The following is a 19211-nucleotide window of genomic DNA, read 5'->3' as shown; positions in this document are numbered from 1 at the left end:
CCTCCGGGCGGGCGCCGGGTCGCGGCGCCCGCCCGGAGGAGGCCGTTACTTCGCCGGGGTTCCGCGGACCGTCAGGTCGCGGAGCCGGCCGATGTTGTCGAACGAGCCGAAGCCCACCCGGCCGGAGCCGAGGGTCTTGTCGACGGCCGTGAAGACCGGCCGGGAGGACCCGTCCACGTACACGGCGGTCTCGCCGGTGTCCGCTCGGCGGTCGACCCGGACGCGGTGCCACGCCTCGTCGGTGATGGCCGGCGGGGCGCCGTGCGACCGGTTGGCGTTCCACTGCTGGTCGATGCGCAGCCGGTCGGCGCCGTTCACCAGGAAGATCCCGTTGTGCGGGTAGATGGTGTTGTCGCTGGAGAGGTGGGTGTAGTAGTAGTGCGTGTCGTCCTGGTAGCCGAAGATGACGATCACGTCCCGGTTGCTGACCGACACCGGCGTGTCCAGCCGCACCTGCGCGTCGATCTGCGTCGAGGTGAGCGCGGGGCCCTTGTTCAGCACCGCGTACTCGAACGGGCGGCGCGGGCCCGGACGCTGCTCGCCGGCCTCGGCCAGGATCACCTGGTCGCCCGGGAACTGCCACTTGGACGGCGTGACGGGCGTCCAGTTCGCGGCGTTCATCGCGTTCCCGACGCGGACGGGGCCCGCCGCTCCGGACGCGACCCGCTTGGTCCCGACGACCTTCCAGATCTTGCCGTTGGCCTTGGCGAGCAGGTAGGGCTCGCCCTTGCCGTCCGACCCGTACCGCAGGTCGACGCGCTGGTCACCGGCCAGCTCCCGCATCGTGACGGGCTTGCCGGAGGTGTCGTAGGCCGCCATCTCGTAGATCTGGGCGCGGTTCGTGCCGGTCGCGTCGTGCTTCATCTCCGACTCTTCGGTGTACATGAGCCGGCCGTCCACGATGTCGGTGAACAGGTACTTGCCGCGCAGCGCGGGCAGCCTCGCGCCCCGGTAGACGTAGCCGCCGGAGATGGCGTGGCCGACGTCGCTGCTGCAGTTCCAGTCGGCGGGCGGGTCGTGGTCGTAGGCCGCGAGCGGGTACTCGTAGTCGTACTTGGCGTCGTCGGCCGGCAGCGGGTACAGGTGGCAGCGGTCGTCCTTGCGGAACGTGAACGCGCCCTCCCGCTCGCTCCACCCGATGTTCGCGCCCGGGTAGAGCTCGTGGATCGACTCGATCTCGTGCTCGCCGATGTGCGCGAGGAACAGCCGGTGCTTCCCGCCGGTGTCCCAGCTGAACCGGTGCGGGTCGCGCATGCCGTAGGCGTAGATCTCGCCGAGCTTGCCGGCCTGCCCGGCGAACGGGTTGTCGGCGGGGACGCCGTACCTGCCGTTGGCGCTGTCGTTCCCGGCGGGGTCGATCCGCAGGATCTTGCCCTGCGGGACGCCGAGGTTCTGCGGGTCGCCGCCGTTGTCGCCGACGTTGCCGTTGCCGCCGTCGCCGACCGACACGTAGAGCTTGCCGTAGTCGGCGTCGCCCGGACGGGCGTTCGGGTTGAAGTCGATCTGCTGGAGGTTGTGGATGCGCCCGGCGAAGCCGACGCGCAGGATCTCGCGATGCGTCCCGGAGAAGGTGTCGGCCTCGGGGTTCGTGGCCGTCCACTCGTCGATGACGCCGTGGTAGCCGGTCTTCGGCTGCGGGGTGAGGTCGGGCGTCTTGGTCTTCAGCGCCTCGCCCGCCTCGACGTGCGTGGTGTAGAACTTCCCGTTCTTGCGGAAGTCAGGGTGGAACGCGACGAATCCGAAGCCCTGCCCGAGTCCGGCCTGGGAGAAGAAGTCGGGCGCGAACGTGGCGGCGACGTCCAGGTAGACGTGCGGGGTGCGGGTCTTCTTGTCGAGCAGGTACAGGTTGCCGTTCAGGTCGGGCACGTACAGGCGGCCCGAGTGGTCGGGGACCTCACCGACGTGGTTGATGCGGTTCCACCGCAGCAGCCGCGGGTCGGTGGGGGTGCCGGTCGGCGTCGACTTCGGCAGCTGCGCGACCTCCTGGAGGACGAGGCCGAGGCCGGACGGGGCGGGGTCGTCGGGGATCGGGTCGAGGATCGGGGCGTCGTCCCGGGCCTGCGCCGCCGGGGGGACGCTGAGCAGCGGCAGCAGCAGCGCCGCGATCGTGAGGAGACACCAGCTGAGCTTTCTTCGCATTCCAGCCGTCCTAGGGTGGGGATCGGTGGCAGGAAAGCGCTTTCTGGAAGCGCTTTCCAGAAGGTACGACCGGCCTCGCCCGACGTCAAGGATCAATTTCGGGCCAGCCGGATGTGGACATCCCGTCACGACCGCTCGCGACGGAACCACGCGTGGACCAGCGTCGCGCCTGTGGACACGATGAGACCCACGGGGGCGGCGGCGGCATGCCCGGCCAGGGTCAGGGTCACGGCCACCGCGGCACCGGGCGCCCAGATCCACGTCGCCACGGGCCGTCCCGCGCGCCCGCGCCGCCTCCGCCCGAACTCGGCCGCCATCGGCGGAACCAGCGCCGGCAGCGCCGCCGCCAGCACCGTCAGCCATTCGAGCAGCATCCGGTCGACCCGCAGCGCCGCGAGCACCGCGCCGGGCACCGCGATCGCCAGCACCGCCACGACCCGCCGCCCCTCCATCCGCCCCCGACGCCCTCCTGGCGGCCCCCCGGCGGCGCCGTCCGCCGGGGCGGTGCCGGGTGGGGGATGGGGGAGGAAGCGGTTGGCGGCCAGGGCGCCGGAGTGGACGGCGGCGAGGGTCGGGGCTATGACCGAGGCGGCGACGAACAGGTTGGCGGCCGGAAGCCCGTCCGGGCCGGCGAGGACGGCGACCACGTCGGTGGAGCCGCTGGCCGCCGCGACCCCGGCGCCGACGACGGAGGCCGCCAGGGCGGGGACGACGAGCAGCGCGACGCAGGCCGCGAGGTCGCGGCGGCCGCGCAGGCCGACGGTGAAGTCGGGGGCCCGCACGGCGAACACCGACACGTACCCGATGTACCCGGCGAGGTCCGCGGCGAGGACGCCGGGCGGCCCGTCCCGCGCGAGCGAGACGGGCGAGGCGGGCGAGGCGGGCGGCGCGAGCTTCACCGCGACGATGCCGATCAGCGCGACCGCGGTGAGGGTGGTGGCGACCGCGACCGCGTTCCACCGCCCGCCGCCCGCGACCAGCACCGCGACCGTGGGGACGGTCAGCACCGCGACGCCGACCGCGTCCGGGACGCCGCCGAGCGCCGCGGCGGCCGCCCCGCCGAGGCCGACGTTGAACCCGAACCAGCCGACCATCGCGACCGCGAGCAGCGCGGTGAAGGCGCGCTCGGCGACCGGGGCCAGGTAGCGGGGCGCGAGGTCGGCCATGCCGGCGTTCTCCCCTGCGGGCTCCCGCAGGCCGAGCCGTCCCTGCGCGGCGAGCAGCGCGGCCATGACGGCCCCGCCGACCACCAGGACCGGGACGGGCAGCGCGCCGCCGTGCCGCCCGCCGACCTGCGCCCCGAGGACGAGCGCGCCCGGCGCCGTCCCGATCCCGAGCCACGCCCCGGACGCCGCCCGCCACGTCCGGCCGCCGCCGGATCCGGACGTGCGCGGGCGCGCCGGAGCGGACGTCACGCCCCGTGTCCCTCGAAGACGTGTCCCTCGAAGACGTGCTCCTCGTAGCGGGCCATCGTCAGGGCGAGGGCGTCGGGGCCCGGCATGGCCCACAACGCGTCGTTGAAGATCTCCACCTCGATCGGGCCGGTGTAGCCGGTGGCGTCCACCGCCTCGCGGAACCGGCGCAGCTCGACGCACCCGTCGCCGAGCATGCCGCGCCCGGTGAGGACGCCCTCGGGCAGCGGCGTGATCCAGTCGGCGACCTGGAACAGCGAGATCCGCCCCTCGGCGCCGGCGCGGGCGATGCCGTCCCACACCGCCGGGTCCCACCACAGGTGGTAGGTGTCGACCATGACGCCCACCTGGGAGGACGGGAAGGGCGCCGCCAGGTCGAGCGCCTGCCCGAGGGTGGAGACGACGCAGCGGTCCGAGCAGAACATCGGGTGCAGCGGCTCGATCGCGAGCTGGACGCCGTGCTCGCCCGCGTAGGGCGCGAGTTCGGCCAGGACGTCGGCGACGCGCGAGCGCGCCCCGTCCAGGTCGCGGGACCCGTCCGACAGGCCGCCGCTGACCAGGCACAGGGCCGGCGCGCCCAGCTCGGCCGCCTCCTCGACGGCGCGGCGGTTGTTCTCCAGCGCGTCCGGCTCCTGGAAGAAGCCGCCCCGGCACAGGGACGTGACCGCCAGCCCGTGGTCGCGCATGAGCTTGCCGGTGCGGGCCAGGCCGTACTCGGCGACGGGCTCGCGCCACAGCCCGACGCCCCTCACCCCGGCGGACGCGCAGCCGGCGGCCAGCTCGGCCAGGGGCCAGTGCCTGGTCGTCCACTGGTTGAGGCTGAACCTCATCACGCGGCTCCCTGGACGGTCAGCCAGGCGCGCATCCGGTGCGCCGCGAGGTCGGGGTCGGGGAAGAGGCCGGCGGCGTCGGCCAGCCGGAAGAGGCCGGTCATGTGCGGCACCGAGCGCGCGGTCTCCAGCCCGCCGACCATCCGGAAGTGCCGCTGGTGGCCGGTCAGCCAGGCCAGGAACACCACACCCGTCTTGTAGTAGTAGGTGGGGGTCTCGAAGAGGTGCCGGGCCAGCGGCACCGTGGGGCCGAAGATCTCCTCGTAGGACGCGGTGTCGCCGTCGTCCAGCGCGTGCAGGGCGGCCGCGGCGGCGGGCGCGATGGGGTCGAAGATCCCGAGCAGCGCGTCGCTGTGCCCCTCGGAGTCGCCCCGGATCAGCTCCGGATAGTTGAAGTCGTCCCCGGTGTAGAGCCGGACCCCGGACGGCAACCGGCGGCGCAGGTCGATCTCCCGCCCCGCGTCCAGCAGCGAGATCTTCACTCCGTCGATCCGGGACGCGTGCTCGCCGATCAGGGCGAGCAGCGCGCCGGACGCCACGTCCAGATCGGACGAGCCCCAGTAGCCCTCCAGCGCCGGGTCGAACATCGGGCCCAGCCAGTGCAGCACGACCGGACGCCCGGCCTGGGCGAGCAGCCGCCCGTATACGGCGGCGTAGTCCTCCGGGCCGCTCGCCGCGGCGGCCAGGTGCCGGCTCGCCATCAGCACCGGCACCGCGCCGACGGACTCGATGACGGCGAGCTGCTCCTCGTAGGCGGCGGCGATCTCCTCCAGCGACGCCGGTCCGGCGGGGAGCTGGTCGGTGCCCGCTCCGCAGACGATCCGGCCTCCTGCTGAAAGCGCTTCCTCACCGCTCCGCACGATGAGCTCGCGGGTCGTCGCCCAGTCCAGGCCCATGCCGCGCTGGGCGGTGTCCATCGCCTCGGCGACGCCCAGCCCGTGGGACCACAGGTGGCGGCGGAACGCCAGCGTCGTGTCCCAGTCCAGTGACTCGTCCCCCGCCACCACGTGCGCGGCCGCGTACGCGACGCGTGACGTGGCGGGCCCGGCGGGCGGCTTGTAGGTGCGCGGCTCGCTCATCGCGTAGCCGGGCGCCCCGGGCAGATCGATCTTCATGGCGTCAGCTCCGGGACGTCGAGGCGGCGGCCCTCCCGCCACGCCCGGAGGCCCAGCTCGGCGAGCTGGACGCCGCGCGCTCCGGCGTAGAAGTCCCAGGGGAAGGGGCCGTCGTCGGCGACGTGGCGCAGGAACATCTCCCACTGGGTCTTGAATCCGTTGTCGAACTCGGTGTTGTCGGGGATCTCCTGCCACTGGGAGCGGAAGTCCTCGGTGGCGGGCAGGTCGGGGTTCCACACCGGCTTCGGCGTCATCGTGCGGTGCTGGACGCGGCACCGCCGCAGTCCCGCGACCGCCGAGCCCTCGGTGCCGTCGACCTGGAACTCCACCAGCTCGTCGCGGAAGACCCGGGTGGCCCACGAGGAGTTGATCTGGGCGACGATCCCGCCCTCCAGCTCGAAGATCCCGTAGGCGGCGTCGTCGGCGGTGGCCTCGTAGGGCTTGCCGTGCTCGTCCACCCGCTCGCCGATGTGCGTCGCGCCGAGTGCCTGCACCGACCGCACCGGCGCGATCACCCCGTCCAGCACGTACCGCCAGTGGCAGAACATGTCCAGGATGATGCCGCCGCCGTCCTCGGCGCGGTAGTTCCAGCTGGGCCGCTGGGCCTCCTGCCAGTCGCCCTCGAACACCCAGTACCCGAACTCGCCGCGCACCGACAGGATCCGGCCGAAGAACCCGCCGTCCACCAGCCGCTTGAGCTTGAGCAGCCCCGGCAGGAACAGCTTGTCCTGCACCACGCCGTGCTTGACCCCCGCCTCGTCGGCCAGCCGGGCCAGGGCGAGCGCCTCGTCGAGGTCTTCGGCGAGGGGCTTCTCGGTGTAGATGTGCTTGCCGGCGGCCACCGCCGCGCGGATCGCCTCGACCCGCGCGCCGGTGACCTGGGCGTCGAAATAGATGTCGGTGCCCGGACGCGCCAGCGCCTCGGCCAGGTCGGTCGTCCACGCCGTCAGCCCGTGCCGTTCGGCCAGTTCGCGCAGCTTGGTCTCGCTGCGTCCCACCAGCACCGGCTCCGGCCACAGCACGGTGCCCTCGGCGGTGCGGACCCCGCCCTGCTCCCTGATCGCGAGGATCGAGCGCAGTAGATGCTGGCGGTACCCCATGCGGCCGGTGACGCCGTTCATGACGATCCCGATGGACCTGCGTGCCATCCCGTTCCTTCCTAGCCTGTCGTATGTCCTGTGCGGCGCGCCCTCTGCGGCGCGCCGGTCAGTCGGCCGCGCCGCCCGCGCCGAGAAGTCCCCGGACGCGGTTGGTGACGCGGGCGAACTCCGGGCGGGCCATCGTGGCTGCGTAGTCGCGCTCCGCGGGCAGGTCGACGTCGATGATCTCGGCGATCGATCCGGGCCTGTCGGTCATCACCACGACGCGGTTCGCCAGGTAGGCGGCCTCCGCGATGGAGTGGGTGACCAGCAGGACGGTCGTGCCCGTCTCCCGCCAGATCCGGTTCATCTCGATGTTGAGCTGCTCGCGGGTGAGGGCGTCGAGGGCGCCGAACGGCTCGTCCATCAGCAGGACGCGCGGCTCGTGCAGCAGCGCCCGGCACAGCGCGACCCGCTGCTGCATGCCGCCGGACAGCTCGTGCGGCAGCGCGTCCTCGAAGCCCTTCAGGCCGGTCATCTCGATCAGCTCGGCGGTCCGCCTGCGCGCCTGCTCGGACGGCATCTTGCGCATCTCCGCCTGGAGCAGGATGTTCTTGCGGGCGCTGCGCCACTCCAGCAGCGCGGCCCGCTGGAACACGTAGCCGATGTCGTGGCGGGGCCCCTTGACCTCGTCCCCGCGCAGCCGCACGTCCCCGGTCGAGGGCTTCAGCAGCCCCGCGACCAGCTTCAGCAACGTGGACTTGCCGCAGCCGGACGGTCCGACGATCGCGACGAACTCGCCCATCGGGACGTCCAGCGACACCTCGCGCAGGGCGGTGACGTCGCGCTTGCGGGTGCGGAACCGGACCGCGACCTCGTCGAGGCTGACGGCCGTCTCCCGGCCGGTGTCCGGCTTCGCGGTGGATTTCTCGCTCATGATCCTCATCGCTCGTCCCGTCACGTCTGCGGCGCGGCCGACGCCTGCCAGTACTCCGAGGGCGCCTGCGCCTTTCCGATGACCCCCGCCTGCTGGAAGGTGGCGATCGTCTGCTTCCAGTCGTCCTCGGAGTTGACGCCGGGCGCCTTGCCCTGCGTCGCGGGGGTGTGCAGCAGCGTCAGCGTGGTCTTGAACTGCTCGGTGAGCACCTTCTCGGGCGGCAGCTGCTCGGACGCGCCCGCCATGCTCGCGACGGCGCCGGCCTGGTCGGACTCCGCGGCCGTCCACGACTCGCTCGTGGCCGCGACCATCTCCTTGACCAGCTTGGCGTCGCTCTTCAGCTTCCGCTCGCCGGCCAGCAGGCCGTTGGAGAAGAAGTTCAGCCCGAAGTCGGAGTACCGCAGGTACGAGACCGGCTTGCCGGACTTGGCGGCCATCGTCGGGCCCTGGTCGTTCGCGAAGCCCATGAGCCCGGCGGTCTTCCCGGCCAGCACCGCGGCCATCTTCCCGGCCGGGTCGGTGTTCTGGACGGGGACGTCGCTCGCGCTCATCCCGTTCTTCTGCAGGAACACCGGGAAGGTGCGCGCCAGCGCGTCCCCGGCCGTACCCGCGATCTTCTTGCCCTTCAGGTCGGCGGGCTTCTTGATCCCGGCCGAGGTGAACGACTGCACGGACGCGGGCGTCGTCTGCAGGAACACGCCGATGCTCTTGACCGGCATCCCCTTGTCGACGGCGGCGAGCAGCGCGGGCGTGTCGGCCCAGCCGAAGTCGGTCTGCCCGGCGCCGGTGGCCTGGACGGTCTTCTGCGAGCCCTGGCCCGCCTTGATCTCCAGGTCGATGCCGTGCTTCTCGAAGATCCCCTTCTTCTTGCCGTAGTAGAACGGCGCGTGCTCGCCGTAGGGGTACCAGTTCAGGGTCAGCGTGACCTTGGTCAGCTTCTTGCCCGAGGCGCTCGTGGTCTCGCCCGAGTCACCGCCGCAGGCGGTGCCGGCGAGTGCCAGGGCCGGAGCCATGACGGCGATGGCGAGGGTGCGGAGTTTCATGAGGCGGCCCTCCGTAAGGGGGTGGGTTGTTCTCGGCCGTTGGTCTGTCGGGACGTCCCGTCCGGCGGATTCCGGGCGGGCGGTTCGGGTGGCGGGGGGCGCGTGGGGCGCCGTCAGTAGGTCGTGGTGACGGCGTCGCCTCGGCGGCTGGCGTGCCACGGCAGCAGCAGCTTCTCCGCGACCTCGACGACGACGAACAGCACGACGCCGATGGCCGACATGACCAGCAGCCCGGCGAACAGCATCGGGGTGTCGAGATTGCCGTTGGCCTGCAGGATCACGTAGCCGAGTCCCTCGTTCGCGCCGACGAACTCGCCGACCACGGCGCCGGTGACGGCCAGGGTGACCGCGACCTTCAGGCCGGAGAACAGGTGCGGGAGCGACGCCGGCAGCCGGATCTTGCTGAACGTGGCCATCGGGCTCGCGCCCATCGTGGCCGACAGTTGCAGCATCTCCGGATCCACCGCCTTCAGCCCGGCGACCATCGAGATCACCACCGGGAAGAAGGCGATCAGCACCGCCACGACGATCTTGGGACCGATGCCGAAGCCGAGCCACACCACGAACAGCGGGGCGATCGCGATCTTCGGGACGACCTGCGCGAACAGCAGGATCGGGTAGAGGGTGCGCTCGACCGTGGACGAGTACACCATGAGCACCGCGGACGCGACGCCGATGAGCACCGCGAGCGCGAAGCCGATCAGGGTCTCGTACGTGGTGACCCACGTGTGGTGCCAGATGTAGCCCCACTTGTCGCCCATCAGCCGCAGCGTCGCGCCGGGCGATGGGACGAGGTAGGCCTCGACCAGCTTGAAGGCGCTGATCGCCCACCACGCGGCGAAGCAGGCCACCAGCAGGGCGACCGGCCGCCACGACCGTTCCAGGCCGTCGCGGATCCGTTCGCCCGCGCCGGGCCTGGCGCGTTCCACGACGCCCGCCGCGTCCGCCGAGGGCGGTGCGGCCGTCGTACCCTGACTCACCATGGGTTCCTCCGGACGGGGTGGTTCGGAAAGCGCGTTCAGAAAGCGCTTTCTGATGTACCGTAAGAACCGGCACGCACCGCGGTCAAGAGGGTCTTCGTCAGGAACCCGCCGCGAGGGCCCGTGCCGGCCGAGGGGGGCGGGGATGACGGAAGCGGCCGAGGGGGAGCGCACCGGCGACCGAGCGTACGTGACCCTGCAGGACGTCGCGCGGGATGCCGGCGTCTCGCTCGCCACCGCGTCCCGCGTCCTGAACGGGACCTCGCAGGTCCGCGCCGACCTGCGGGAACGCGTCCTGGCCGCGGCGGCCGAGCTGAGCTACACCCCGAACGCGCACGCCCAGGCGCTCGCCAGCTCCTCCAGCAAGTCCGTCGGGGTGGTCTGCCACGACGTCAGCGACCCCTACTTCGCCGCCGTGGCCCGCGGCGTCATGCGCACCGCCGCCGAGTACGGGATGCTGGTGATGCTCGCCAGCACGTTCCGCGACCCGGCGCGCGAGGTCGAGTACGTGGCGATGCTGCGCGCCCAGCGTGCCCGCGCGATCCTGCTCATCGGCTCCGGCTTCGAGGACCGCGAGTGGGAGCGGGCGATGGCCGCCGAGCTCGACCCCTACCAGCGCACCGGCGGTCGCGTCGCCGTCCTCAGCCGGCACCGCAGCCTCAAGGTCGACGCCATCCTGCCGCAGAACCGGGAGGGCGCCGCCGCCCTCGCCCGCGCCCTGCTCGACCTCGGCCACCGCCGCTTCGGCGTGCTGACTGGCCCGCGCGCCCTGACGACCGTCCACGACCGGCTCGGCGGGTTCACCGAGGCGCTCGCCGACGCGGGCGTCCGCGTCGCGCCCGAGCACATCGTCGAAGCCCCCTTCACCCGCGACGGCGGCTACCGGGCGGCGGCCGAGCTGCTCCGCCGCGAAAACCGTCCGACCTGCGTGTTCGCCGTCACGGACGTGATGGCGGTCGGCGCGCTCGCCGCGCTGCGCGACCACGGCGTGTTAGTGCCGGGGGAGATGTCGCTCGCCGGATTCGACGACATCTCGATCGTCCGCGACCTGACCCCGGCGCTCACCACCGTCGCGCTGCCGCTGAACGCGATGGGGGAGCGCGTCATGGGACTGGCCCTGCGCGAGCCCGCCACCCGCCGCAGCCGCATCGAGCGCGTCGCGGGCGAGGTGGTGCTGCGCGCCAGCACCGCACCGCCCGGCTGAGCCGCGGGCGCCCGCTTCCCGGAGGCGTGAATGAAGATCGAAAAAATCGAGACGTTCTGCGTCGCGCTGCCCACCCGGCGCTCGTTCGGGGTGTCCGGCGGCGCGGTCGCCGTCGCCGGACGGCCCAGCCTGCGCGTCCTGGTCAAGGTCAGCGCCGAGGGCGCGCACGGCTGGGGCGAGGCGACCCCCATCCCCGCCTGGACGTACGAGACCGCCGAGTCCATCGTCACCACCATCGACCGGTACCTCGCGCCGGCGATCACCGGCCGTCCCGCCTGGGACCTCGACGGCGTGACGACCGCCTTCGACCGGGCCGTCAACCGGGGCTTCAGCATCGGCGCGCCGCTGGCCAAGTCCGCCGTGGACGTCGCCCTCCACGACCTCCTCGGCCGCGCCGCCGGCGTCCCGCTGGGCGTCATGTGGGGCCGGCGCCGACGGGAGACGATCGATCTCGGGTGGATCGTCTCCGGCCGATCCTCCGCCGAGGTGGCCGACAGCGTCGCCGAGGGCCGCGGCCTGGGGTACCGCGCCTTCAAGGTCAAGGTCGGCCTGGGCCCCGAGGACGCCGACGTCGTGGAGGCCGTCCGGCTCCACGCGGGTGACGCCGCGGCGCTCTGGGTGGACGCGAACCAGGGCTACACCGTCCGCTCGGCCCTCGCGCTGGCGCGCCGCCTGGAGGACCTCGGCGTGACCGCGTTCGAGCAGCCCCTCCCCGCCAACGACATCGTGGGCCTGCGCCGCCTCCGCGACGCATGCCCGATCCCGGTCGCCCTCGACGAGAGCCTGCGCCACCCATCCGACCTGGCGACCTTCGTCCGCCTCGACGCGGTCGACGTCGCCATCGCGAAGGTCCAGCGCACCGGCGGCCTGACCCTGTCCCGCCGCCTGTGCGCCCTCGCCGAGGACTGCGGCGTCGCGCTGATGGGCTCCGGCCTCACCGACTCCGACCTCGGCCTCGCCGCGTCCCTGCACCTCTTCTCGGCCTTCGGCATCGACACCCCGGTCGACCTCAACGGCCGCCAGTTCATCGACTCCCCGTACGCGGGGCCGACGGTCGAGATCCGCGACGGCACCGCCCGCGTCCCCGACGCCCCCGGCCTCGGCGTCGAGGTGGACGAGCGAACCGTCCGCGACCTCGCGGTGGACGTCCTCTGACCGCTCGGCGTCCGGAGGATCTTCACAGCACCTGGAAGACCTTGTAGGCGATCCCGTCCTGGACGAGGTAGCCCGATCCCACGCAGACGACGTCGTTGAGCCAGGTGTACTGCTCGGCTCCCGTCTCGAACAGCGGATTGGTCCGGAAGTAGTACCGGGACGGGTCGACCCGGTGCCTGGCGGCGGGGTCGGCCATCTCGGCGCGCAGGCCCGGCGGGGTGGTGTAGCGGCCGCCGTAGGTCATGTGCAGCAGGGCGCCGTCGTCGGTGCGCAGGGTGAGCCGGACGTCCAGGAGCATGGTCCCGTCGGACCGGAACAGCGCCCAGTCGCCGCCGCCCGGCAGGACCTCGCCGCGCAGCGCCGGTCCCTCGAACGTCCCGCCGGCGGAGCCGAACAGGACGCGCCGCCCGACCGGCCCCCGGCCGAAGTCCAGGGGCGGGTCCAGATCGACGACGATGTCGAAGAGGAACTCGGTCCGGATCCCGTCGACGTCCCTCACACGGGGATCTGCCGGCATGGGTCGCCGCCTTTCTCGTCGGAGGGCCTCAGCCTGCGGAGCCGAAGAGCGTGCGGCGGACGGCGTCGGTCGAGACCCCCGACTGGGCGCACAGCTCCGACAGGTCGAAGAAGAAGTACTCGGCGGCGATCAGGTCGTCCTCGAAACCGAACCGGATGAACACCGGGAGTTCGGCGCGCCTGCCGTTCGGCTCGGCGCCGAACCGGTCGCCGGTCATGGTCATGCGGACGGTCCCCCAGCAGGCCAGCGCCTCGCCGCTCGCGGCGTGGCCCTGCAGGACGACGTCGTAGTCGGGGAACGAGGCGAAGAACCGGCGGAGCGCCTTCTCGTTCTCGGCCGGGCCGCGGGCCGTCGTCCCGAAGGCCGGGCTCTCCAGCACCATCTCGGGGTGCAGCAGCTTCATCGCCGCGGGGACGTCCTGGCGGCTCTTGGCGGCGGCCAGCGCCTGAGCCAGTTCGAACATGCGGTCGCCGTCCATGGTCGGACCTCCGTCGGTGTGCCGATGGCCGAACAAACAATACGGTCGATCGTACGTATAGGCAATCGCTGTGCCAGGATGGAGGAGATGAGCGAGAACGACCCGTCCCCGGAGCCCGAGTCGACCGACGGGCGGCTCCTGCGCGGCGCCCGGGCACGACGAACGATCACCCGGCACGCCGTGGACGTCGCGTCGCTGGAGGGACTCAACGGGCTGAGCTTCGGCCGACTGGCCACCGACCTGCGGGTGAGCAAGAGCGGCATCCAGACGCTGTTCAGGACCAGGCAGAACCTGCAACTGGCCACCGTCGGGGCGGCCCGCGAACTCTTCGCCGACGCGGTCGTGCGTCCCGCGCAGGCCGCACCCGCCGGTGCCGCCCGGCTACGGGCCCTGGTCGGGTACTGGATCGAGTACGCGGAGAAGCCGCTGTTCACCGGCGGCTGCTTCTGGGCGGCCAACCTCCCCGACTTCGACAGCCGCCCCGGCCCCGTCCGGGACACGCTGGCGCAGCAGCACCGCCGATGGCTCTCCCTGATCGCGGGGGAGCTGCGGCACGCGGTCGACGCCGGTGAGATCGCCCCCCTGGACCCCGACCTGGCCGCCTTCCAGACCGACGCGGTCCTCAACGCCGCCAACACCGCCCTGCGCCTGGGCGATCAGGACGCGGCCGGCAAGGCCCGCCGCGTGGTCGACGCCTTGCTCACCCGCCCGGTCTGAACCACGCCGCGGCGCTCGTCCGCCGGGCCCGGACACGAAGAACCCGCCCGGGGGAGCCGGGCGGGTTCTCATCTATCGGCCGGAAGGCCGTCAATGCGCGGCGAGCTCGTCCTCGGACACGTCGGCCTCCGCGGGACGCTCGGAGTCCGGTTCCGCGGGCCGCCATTCGGGCCACGCGTCGATCTTGGTGCGCCGGGGGTTCGCCAGGGCGTTGTCCATTGTTACCGCAGTCCTCCTGTTCAAGGCCGGGCCGGATCAATAGATGGTCCCGGCGAGATGCCGGGTCCGCAAAATGGTCTAGACCGCGATCCCCACCCCGGGTCGCGGCAAACCTGTCAACAACGCCAATCGATCATCCATTCCCGGTGGGAAACCGGATGGACCGCGGCGGCCGGCCCTGGCACCCTCTCACCCATGGACGTCGCCGAGTTGACCCGCCTCCAGGAGCAGGGCACGCGCCTGAGGTTCCTGTTCTTCTGGGGCCACCAGACCCCAGGTCGCGGCTACCTCAGCCAGTGGTGGCCGTCCCCCTTCACCGTCGGCGGCGTCACCTACGCGACCGCCGAGCACTACATGATGGCGGAAAAGGCCCGCCTCTTCGGCGACGAGGAAACGGCCGCCGCCATCGTCGCCGCGTCCCATCCCCGCCGTGCGAAAGACCTCGGCCGCCGCGTCCGCGACTTCGACGAGCGGACATGGCGCGACAATCGTGTGACCATTGTCACGAAGGGCGGCGAGGCCAAGTTCGCCCAGAACAAAGATCTTCGCGACTACCTTGCCGGCACCCGCGACCGCATCCTCGTCGAAGCGAGTCCCCTGGACCGCGTCTGGGGCATCGGCCTGACCGCCGACGACCCCCGCACCGAACACCCCGCCTCCTGGCAGGGCGAGAACCTCTTGGGCTTCGCCCTGATGACCGTCCGCGAAGCACTGGCCTCCTGACCACCGCGCCGGCTGCGACGGTCTCGCACGCGGTCGTCGACGAAGACCGGACCGCGGCCTGGAGTCCTCGGCGGAACAGGCGCGCCCTTCGCCGGACGGGTCAGGACGCGGGCTCCTGGCGGGGGCGGGGCCTGGCGCGGATGTGGAGGCGTTCTCCCTGACGGCCGAAGAGGCTGAGGACCTCGACCGGGCCTTCTCCGGTGGTGCCGAACCAGTGCGGTAGCCGGGTGTCGAACTCGGCCACCTCGCCCGGGCCCAGCACCAGGTCGTGGTCGGCCAGGACCAGGCGCAGTCGTCCCGACAGCACGTAGAGCCACTCGTAGCCCTCGTGGGTGCAGAGGTCGGGTACGCGCCGGGCCGCCGGGAGAACCATCTTGTACGACTGGATCGGGCCGGGCTGGCGCGTCAGGGGGAGGACGGTGTTGCCGTTCACGCGCCGGGGGGTCAGCCGGACGCGGGGGTCGCCGACCTCGGGGGCTCCCACCAGTTCGTCCAGCGGGACCTGATGGGCGTGCGAGATGGGCAGCAGGAGTTCCAGGCTGGGACGGCGCTGACCGGACTCCAGGCGCGACAGCGTGCTCTTGGAGATCCCGGTGGCCTCGGAGAGCTCGGCCAGTGTCACGTTGCGCTCGTTGCGCAGCCGCTTGAGGCGCGGGCCGACTTCGGCGAGCGCGTCGGCGATGGCGGATGGGTGAGGCATGCCCCCATTCCACTGCGGTCGTCCCGGAAATGGCAACAAAGGTTGTCGTTCAGCCGGTGGGCAGGGCACCGTCCGCGGCGGAGGTGATCGCGATGAGCGATGCGGAGTACGACGTCGTGGTGGTCGGTGCGGGGGCCGCGGGGCTGAGCGCGGCGCTGGTGCTGGCGCGGGCGCGGCGGCGGGTCGCGGTGGTGGACGCGGGCGAGCCCCGCAACGCACCGGCCGCGCACATGCAGGGGTTCCTGTCGCGGGACGGGATGCGGCCCGCCGCGCTGCTGGAGGTGGGCCGGGCCGAGGTCACCGGATACGGGGCGGCGTTGATCGACGCTCGGGTGGAGCACGTCGACCCGGGGTTCACCGTGCGCCTCGTCGGCGGGGCGGTACTGGGAGCGCGGCGGCTGGTGGTGGCCACCGGTCTGCGCGACGAGTTGCCCGGCATCCCCGGTGTGGCGGAGCGGTGGGGCCGGGACGTGCTGCACTGCCCGTACTGCCACGGGTACGAGTTCCGCGACAGGCCCATGGGCGTTCTGGGCACCTCGCCCGGCGCGGTGCACCAGGCGCTGCTGCTGCGGCAGTGGTCCGACGATGTGGTGTTGTTCGTCCACACCCTGGAGTTGGACGAAGAGGAGCATGAACGTCTCACCGCCCGCGGCGTGCGTCTCGTGGACGGCGAGATCAAGCGCGTGGTGGCGGAGAACGACGGGGTGCGCGGCGTCGAGTTGGCCGACGGGCGCATGGTGCCGCGCCGCGTGGTGTTCCTGTTCCCGCGCATGGTTCCGCACGACGCCCTGCTGACCGCACTCGGCTGCGCCGTCGAGGACCGCCGGGTCGTCACCGACCGGACCGGGCGCACCACCGTGCCGGGCGTGTGGGCGGTGGGCAACGTGGCGGACCCGCGCGCCCAGGTCGTCACCGCCGCCGGCATGGGCTCCGCCGCCGCCATCGCCGTCAACGCCGACCTGCTGGACGAGGACGTCCATCAGGCCGTCGACCAGGGCCGTGCCGTCGAGCGGGGACGCGTCGGGGGTGGGGGCCGGTGAGCGTCGAGACCGCTTCGCCGCGGGTGTCGGTCTCCGGGGGGAGGCTGCCGCTCGGGGTCTACCTGCTGGCGTTCAGCCTGTTCGCGATGGGCAGCGCGGAGTTCCTGCTGGCCGGGGTCCTGCCGGAGATCGCCGACGACCTCGGGATCAGCCTGTCCTCCGCCGGGGCGCTGATCTCGGCGTTCGCCGTCGGGGTGGTCGTCGGCGGGCCGCCCTTCGCCATCCTGACGCTGCACCTGCCGCGCCGCACCACCCTGGTGGCCACGCAGGTCGTCTTCGCGGTCTCGGTGACGGCCGGCCTGGTGATCGACGGTTACGCGGTGCTGCTGGCCAGCCGCTTCCTGTGCGGGCTGGCCTATGCGGGGTACTGGGCGGTCGCGGCGGTCACCGCGATCGGCCTCGTCACGTCCGACCGCACCGCGCGGGCGTCCGGGGTGGTCGTCAGCGGGCTCGGCCTGGCGATGATCGCCGGTGGTCCGGCGGGCGCGCTGCTCAGCTACTTCACCGGGTGGCGGGGCGGGTTCTGGGGCGTGGTCGTCCTGACCGCCGCGGGCGCGGTCCTGAGCCTGCTCGCGGTGCCCGCGACCGGCGCGGACGCGAAGCCGAGCGTGCGGGGGGAGCTGCGCACCATGAGGCGGCCGCAACTGTGGGTCGTCTACGCCGCCACCGTCCTGAGCACCGCCGCCTACATGATCTCGTTCAACTACCTCGCGGCGTTCCTGACGGACGTCACCGGCATTCCAGGCGTGTGGGTGCCCGCGATCCTCGCGCTGTTCGGCGTCGGCGCCTTCATCGGCCTGTCCGTGGGGGGCCGGATCGCCGACAGGCGGCCCACTCACGCGCTCATGGCCGGCGCGCTGGGGATATCGGCCAGTTCCGTGCTGCTCGCGGTCCTGTCCGGGCATGCGACGGCCGTCGTCCCGCTCGTTCTGCTGCTCGGAGTCGCCGGATTCGTCCTGAACCCGGCCATCTACGGGCGGGTGTTCGCCATCGCGTCGGAGGCGCCGACGCTCGCCGGGGCCGCGACCGTCTCGGCCTTCCAGCTCGGCATCAGCCTCGTTCCGGTCCTCGCCGGCGCCGCCATGAACGCCGGCGCGGGACTCACCGCCGTCCCCTGGATCGGCGCCGGGCTGGCGGCGGCCATCGTGCCGACCGTCCTCCTCGACCGGACGCTCTCCCGCCGCGCAAAGATATGAGCGGGCCCTGAGAGCGGCGGACCGCCCCGGTCGGGGCGGTCCGCCGGTGCTCAGGAGGTCGGGGTCGCGCTCGGAGCGGCGGGTGCTCCGGGAGGCGCCGACGCGGGCGGCGCGCCGCCGGCGTCCTCGGTGGGGTGCGGGCCCACGAAGAGGAGGACCTGGTTCTTGGCCCAGGGGGTCGCGCTGTGGACGTACCACGTGGGCGGGACCTGGCCGGGCTTCAGCACGTTGCTGACGTTGCCCTCCATGGCGCGGTACTCGGGCACCGTGACGTGCCGCTTTCGCAGGGCGGCCAGCACCTCGCCGACGCGGTGCTTGCGGTAGGTCATGCCGTGCATGACCTCGCCCGGGGCCGTGGCGGGGGCGCTGCTGTTGTACTGCTCGCCCGGGCGGGCCTCCCGCCCGAAGGTGATGGAGGCGGTGCCCTTGTAGCCGGTGCGGATCCGGACGCCGACCGGGCAGACGTCCCCTCCGCCGCCGGTCTCGCACCCGCCCCTGGCGGTGATCGTGGTGACGTCGCGCTCGGCGGTGTTCTCGCTGGTCTCCATCGCGACGACCGTGCCGACGATGGACGGGGACGCCGGCACCATCGACAGCGTGACCTTGAGGCCGTGGGCGGCGAACTCCTCCTGGTAGCGCTTCGGGTCGGCCAGCGGGTCGCGCACGCGCACGTCGATGTAGCCGCCCTTGCGGGTGAACGTCAGCGCCGCGGCCAGCACGACGCGCGGGCTCGTCGGCGTGACGCCCGGGGTGCTGCCGGGTCCGCCGTCGCGGGTCGTCACGACCGCCGTGACGGCGGCGGCGGCGATGCCGGCCGCGGCCAGCGGCAGTCCGATGAGCATGACCGGCGAGCGCCGCCCGCGCGCGGGGGCCGAGGGGACCGCGGTCGCGGTGATGCGGTCGGCGAGGGCGGTGGCGGCGTCCTCGGGCAGCAGGGTCCCGGCCTGCCGGTCGGTGACGGAGGCGAGGCCCCCGATCAGCGGGTCGATGTCGCGGTTCATGTGGGGTCTCCGTTCGGGATCCGCCGCCCCTTGGCAGGCAGGGAGGCGGCATGCAGGGAGGTGGCGGGCGTGGAGGCGGCACGCAGGGAGGCGGCCGGCGCGGGGGCGGCGGGGGCGTCCGCGTCCATGCTGGCCAGGGCGCGGGCGAACCGGCGGCGGGCGCGGTGCAGGCGGATCCGCACCGCGTTGCGGGAGCAGCCGAGGACGGTCGCGATCTCGCCGTGGTCGAGTCCCTCCCAGCCGACCAGGGCCAGCAGTTCGCGGTCGGACTCGGGCAGGCCGCGGAACGCGGCGCCCACGCCGGTCGGCCCGTCGCCGGACGGGTCCTGGACGGCCAGGCCGTCGCGCAGCCGGGAGCCGAGGTCGGCGGCCAGGGCGGACCGGCGGCGCTCGCCGCGGTGGTGGTTGGCCAGGACGCGCCGGGCCACCCCGTACAGCCACAGCCGGGCCTGGTCGCCGGGCGGGACGTCGTCGAGCCGCCGCCAGGCGGTGAGGAACGTCTCCGCCAGGACGTCGGCGGCGTCCTGCGGGTCACTGGTCCGGCGCAGCGCGTACCCGAGGATCCGGGCGCGGTTGGCCGCGTAGACGTCCTCGAAGCGGCGCCGCCGGTCGTCGGGCGGGTGGGACTCCTGCGAGGTGGATTTTCGCAATGGGGATGGCAAGCCCTCTCCTCTCGTCGCGGCGTTCTCACCGGACGCAGGGCACATGTCCGCACATTGCCGAGCA

The 19211-nt window shown here is 72.9% G+C and carries 20 protein-coding genes; 6 read left to right on the top strand and 14 right to left on the bottom strand.

From position 1 onward, the window contains the following. Window positions 1-45: 45 nt before the first annotated feature. From BJ999_RS34305 to BJ999_RS34270, 8 genes are all read right to left on the bottom strand, one after another. The gene (locus BJ999_RS34305) at window positions 46-2139 is read right to left on the bottom strand and encodes a PQQ-dependent sugar dehydrogenase (RefSeq protein ID WP_179837106.1); all 2094 of its coding nucleotides are present in this window, start codon (window positions 2137-2139) and stop codon (window positions 46-48) included. A gap of 125 nt (window positions 2140-2264) precedes the next feature. Further along, window positions 2265-3554 (bottom strand): purine-cytosine permease family protein, encoded by a 1290-nt coding sequence (locus BJ999_RS34300; RefSeq protein ID WP_179837105.1) that lies wholly within the window; start codon window positions 3552-3554, stop codon window positions 2265-2267. Continuing rightward, window positions 3551-4381 carry a sugar phosphate isomerase/epimerase family protein gene (locus BJ999_RS34295; RefSeq protein WP_179837104.1) on the bottom strand — a complete coding sequence of 277 codons (831 nt, stop codon included), beginning with the start codon at window positions 4379-4381 and terminating at the stop codon, window positions 3551-3553. The genes BJ999_RS34300 and BJ999_RS34295 overlap by 4 nt, the downstream gene beginning before the upstream one ends. Further along, window positions 4381-5496, bottom strand: a complete 1116-nt coding sequence (locus BJ999_RS34290) for a dihydrodipicolinate synthase family protein (protein ID WP_179837103.1) — start codon at window positions 5494-5496, stop codon at window positions 4381-4383. Before BJ999_RS34290 ends, BJ999_RS34295 begins: the two co-directional genes overlap by 1 nt. Continuing rightward, entirely contained in the window at window positions 5493-6644 is a 1152-nt protein-coding gene (locus BJ999_RS34285) for a Gfo/Idh/MocA family protein (protein ID WP_179837102.1), read from the bottom strand. The genes BJ999_RS34290 and BJ999_RS34285 overlap by 4 nt, the downstream gene beginning before the upstream one ends. A 58-nt stretch (window positions 6645-6702) precedes the next feature. Continuing rightward, entirely contained in the window at window positions 6703-7512 is an 810-nt protein-coding gene (locus BJ999_RS34280) for an ABC transporter ATP-binding protein (RefSeq protein WP_229809960.1), read from the bottom strand. A 20-nt stretch (window positions 7513-7532) separates the two neighbouring features. Further along, window positions 7533-8555 (bottom strand): ABC transporter substrate-binding protein, encoded by a 1023-nt coding sequence (locus BJ999_RS34275; protein ID WP_179837100.1) that lies wholly within the window; start codon window positions 8553-8555, stop codon window positions 7533-7535. A gap of 113 nt (window positions 8556-8668) precedes the next feature. Continuing rightward, the gene (locus BJ999_RS34270) at window positions 8669-9538 is read right to left on the bottom strand and encodes an ABC transporter permease (RefSeq protein ID WP_179837099.1); all 870 of its coding nucleotides are present in this window, start codon (window positions 9536-9538) and stop codon (window positions 8669-8671) included. Window positions 9539-9680: 142 nt separating this feature from the next. Here BJ999_RS34270 and BJ999_RS34265 point away from each other — a divergent pair, with 142 nt between their 5' ends. Beyond that, the gene (locus BJ999_RS34265) at window positions 9681-10739 is read left to right on the top strand and encodes a LacI family DNA-binding transcriptional regulator (protein WP_179837098.1); all 1059 of its coding nucleotides are present in this window, start codon (window positions 9681-9683) and stop codon (window positions 10737-10739) included. A gap of 30 nt (window positions 10740-10769) precedes the next feature. After that, a complete protein-coding gene (locus BJ999_RS34260) occupies window positions 10770-11894 on the top strand; it encodes a mandelate racemase/muconate lactonizing enzyme family protein (RefSeq protein WP_179837097.1) in 1125 nt (374 codons plus the stop codon). 22 nt (window positions 11895-11916) lie between these two features. Here the strand turns inward: BJ999_RS34260 and BJ999_RS34255 are convergent, their stop codons facing one another. Both BJ999_RS34255 and BJ999_RS34250 read right to left on the bottom strand, forming a co-directional pair. Next, window positions 11917-12411, bottom strand: coding sequence for a DUF3237 domain-containing protein (locus BJ999_RS34255; RefSeq protein WP_179837096.1), 495 nt, complete (start codon window positions 12409-12411; stop codon window positions 11917-11919). A 28-nt stretch (window positions 12412-12439) separates the two neighbouring features. After that, window positions 12440-12889, bottom strand: a complete 450-nt coding sequence (locus BJ999_RS34250) for an ester cyclase (RefSeq protein ID WP_218935370.1) — start codon at window positions 12887-12889, stop codon at window positions 12440-12442. A gap of 87 nt (window positions 12890-12976) precedes the next feature. Here BJ999_RS34250 and BJ999_RS34245 point away from each other — a divergent pair, with 87 nt between their 5' ends. Then, a complete protein-coding gene (locus BJ999_RS34245) occupies window positions 12977-13606 on the top strand; it encodes a TetR family transcriptional regulator C-terminal domain-containing protein (RefSeq protein WP_179837095.1) in 630 nt (209 codons plus the stop codon). Between the two features lie 90 nt (window positions 13607-13696). Here BJ999_RS34245 and BJ999_RS43265 read toward each other — a convergent pair whose 3' ends face one another. Continuing rightward, window positions 13697-13825 (bottom strand): hypothetical protein, encoded by a 129-nt coding sequence (locus BJ999_RS43265; protein ID WP_268247751.1) that lies wholly within the window; start codon window positions 13823-13825, stop codon window positions 13697-13699. Between the two features lie 195 nt (window positions 13826-14020). Here BJ999_RS43265 and BJ999_RS34240 point away from each other — a divergent pair, with 195 nt between their 5' ends. Further along, entirely contained in the window at window positions 14021-14548 is a 528-nt protein-coding gene (locus BJ999_RS34240; RefSeq protein ID WP_179837094.1) for an NADAR family protein, read from the top strand. A 100-nt stretch (window positions 14549-14648) separates the two neighbouring features. Here BJ999_RS34240 and BJ999_RS34235 read toward each other — a convergent pair whose 3' ends face one another. Then, window positions 14649-15248 (bottom strand): helix-turn-helix domain-containing protein, encoded by a 600-nt coding sequence (locus BJ999_RS34235; protein ID WP_179837093.1) that lies wholly within the window; start codon window positions 15246-15248, stop codon window positions 14649-14651. 92 nt (window positions 15249-15340) lie between these two features. On the opposite strand from BJ999_RS34235, the gene BJ999_RS34230 reads away from it, so the two are divergent. Together BJ999_RS34230 and BJ999_RS34225 are read left to right on the top strand one after the other, a co-directional pair. After that, window positions 15341-16288: an NAD(P)/FAD-dependent oxidoreductase gene (locus BJ999_RS34230; protein WP_179837092.1), complete on the top strand. Its 948-nt coding sequence runs from the start codon at window positions 15341-15343 to the stop codon at window positions 16286-16288. Continuing rightward, window positions 16285-17484, top strand: coding sequence for an MFS transporter (locus tag BJ999_RS34225; RefSeq protein WP_179837091.1), 1200 nt, complete (start codon window positions 16285-16287; stop codon window positions 17482-17484). The genes BJ999_RS34230 and BJ999_RS34225 overlap by 4 nt, the downstream gene beginning before the upstream one ends. Before the next feature lie 50 nt (window positions 17485-17534). Here the strand turns inward: BJ999_RS34225 and BJ999_RS34220 are convergent, their stop codons facing one another. Together BJ999_RS34220 and BJ999_RS34215 are read right to left on the bottom strand one after the other, a co-directional pair. Further along, window positions 17535-18485, bottom strand: coding sequence for a hypothetical protein (locus tag BJ999_RS34220; RefSeq protein WP_179837090.1), 951 nt, complete (start codon window positions 18483-18485; stop codon window positions 17535-17537). Next, window positions 18482-19147, bottom strand: coding sequence for an RNA polymerase sigma factor (locus BJ999_RS34215; protein ID WP_229809959.1), 666 nt, complete (start codon window positions 19145-19147; stop codon window positions 18482-18484). Before BJ999_RS34215 ends, BJ999_RS34220 begins: the two co-directional genes overlap by 4 nt. Window positions 19148-19211: the final 64 nt, after the last annotated feature.

Origin of the sequence: Actinomadura citrea, from assembly GCF_013409045.1 — a bacterium.
In the GTDB taxonomy this organism is placed as follows: Bacteria; Actinomycetota; Actinomycetes; order Streptosporangiales; family Streptosporangiaceae; genus Spirillospora; species Spirillospora citrea.
This window is presented reverse-complemented; position numbering and strand designations above follow the sequence as displayed.

Coding starts and splice junctions, on each gene's coding strand:
- BJ999_RS34305 (WP_179837106.1), bottom strand. CDS start 2,139: ATGCGAAGAAAGCTCAGCTGGTGTCTCCTCACGATCGCGGCGCTGCTG.
- BJ999_RS34295 (WP_179837104.1), bottom strand. CDS start 4,381: ATGAGGTTCAGCCTCAACCAGTGGACGACCAGGCACTGGCCCCTGGCC.
- BJ999_RS34290 (WP_179837103.1), bottom strand. CDS start 5,496: ATGAAGATCGATCTGCCCGGGGCGCCCGGCTACGCGATGAGCGAGCCG.
- BJ999_RS34285 (WP_179837102.1), bottom strand. CDS start 6,644: ATGGCACGCAGGTCCATCGGGATCGTCATGAACGGCGTCACCGGCCGC.
- BJ999_RS34280 (WP_229809960.1), bottom strand. CDS start 7,512: ATGAGCGAGAAATCCACCGCGAAGCCGGACACCGGCCGGGAGACGGCC.
- BJ999_RS34275 (WP_179837100.1), bottom strand. CDS start 8,555: ATGAAACTCCGCACCCTCGCCATCGCCGTCATGGCTCCGGCCCTGGCA.
- BJ999_RS34270 (WP_179837099.1), bottom strand. CDS start 9,538: ATGGTGAGTCAGGGTACGACGGCCGCACCGCCCTCGGCGGACGCGGCG.
- BJ999_RS34265 (WP_179837098.1), top strand. CDS start 9,681: ATGACGGAAGCGGCCGAGGGGGAGCGCACCGGCGACCGAGCGTACGTG.
- BJ999_RS34260 (WP_179837097.1), top strand. CDS start 10,770: ATGAAGATCGAAAAAATCGAGACGTTCTGCGTCGCGCTGCCCACCCGG.
- BJ999_RS34255 (WP_179837096.1), bottom strand. CDS start 12,411: ATGCCGGCAGATCCCCGTGTGAGGGACGTCGACGGGATCCGGACCGAG.
- BJ999_RS34250 (WP_218935370.1), bottom strand. CDS start 12,889: ATGGACGGCGACCGCATGTTCGAACTGGCTCAGGCGCTGGCCGCCGCC.
- BJ999_RS34245 (WP_179837095.1), top strand. CDS start 12,977: ATGAGCGAGAACGACCCGTCCCCGGAGCCCGAGTCGACCGACGGGCGG.
- BJ999_RS43265 (WP_268247751.1), bottom strand. CDS start 13,825: ATGGACAACGCCCTGGCGAACCCCCGGCGCACCAAGATCGACGCGTGG.
- BJ999_RS34240 (WP_179837094.1), top strand. CDS start 14,021: ATGGACGTCGCCGAGTTGACCCGCCTCCAGGAGCAGGGCACGCGCCTG.
- BJ999_RS34235 (WP_179837093.1), bottom strand. CDS start 15,248: ATGCCTCACCCATCCGCCATCGCCGACGCGCTCGCCGAAGTCGGCCCG.
- BJ999_RS34230 (WP_179837092.1), top strand. CDS start 15,341: ATGAGCGATGCGGAGTACGACGTCGTGGTGGTCGGTGCGGGGGCCGCG.
- BJ999_RS34220 (WP_179837090.1), bottom strand. CDS start 18,485: ATGAACCGCGACATCGACCCGCTGATCGGGGGCCTCGCCTCCGTCACC.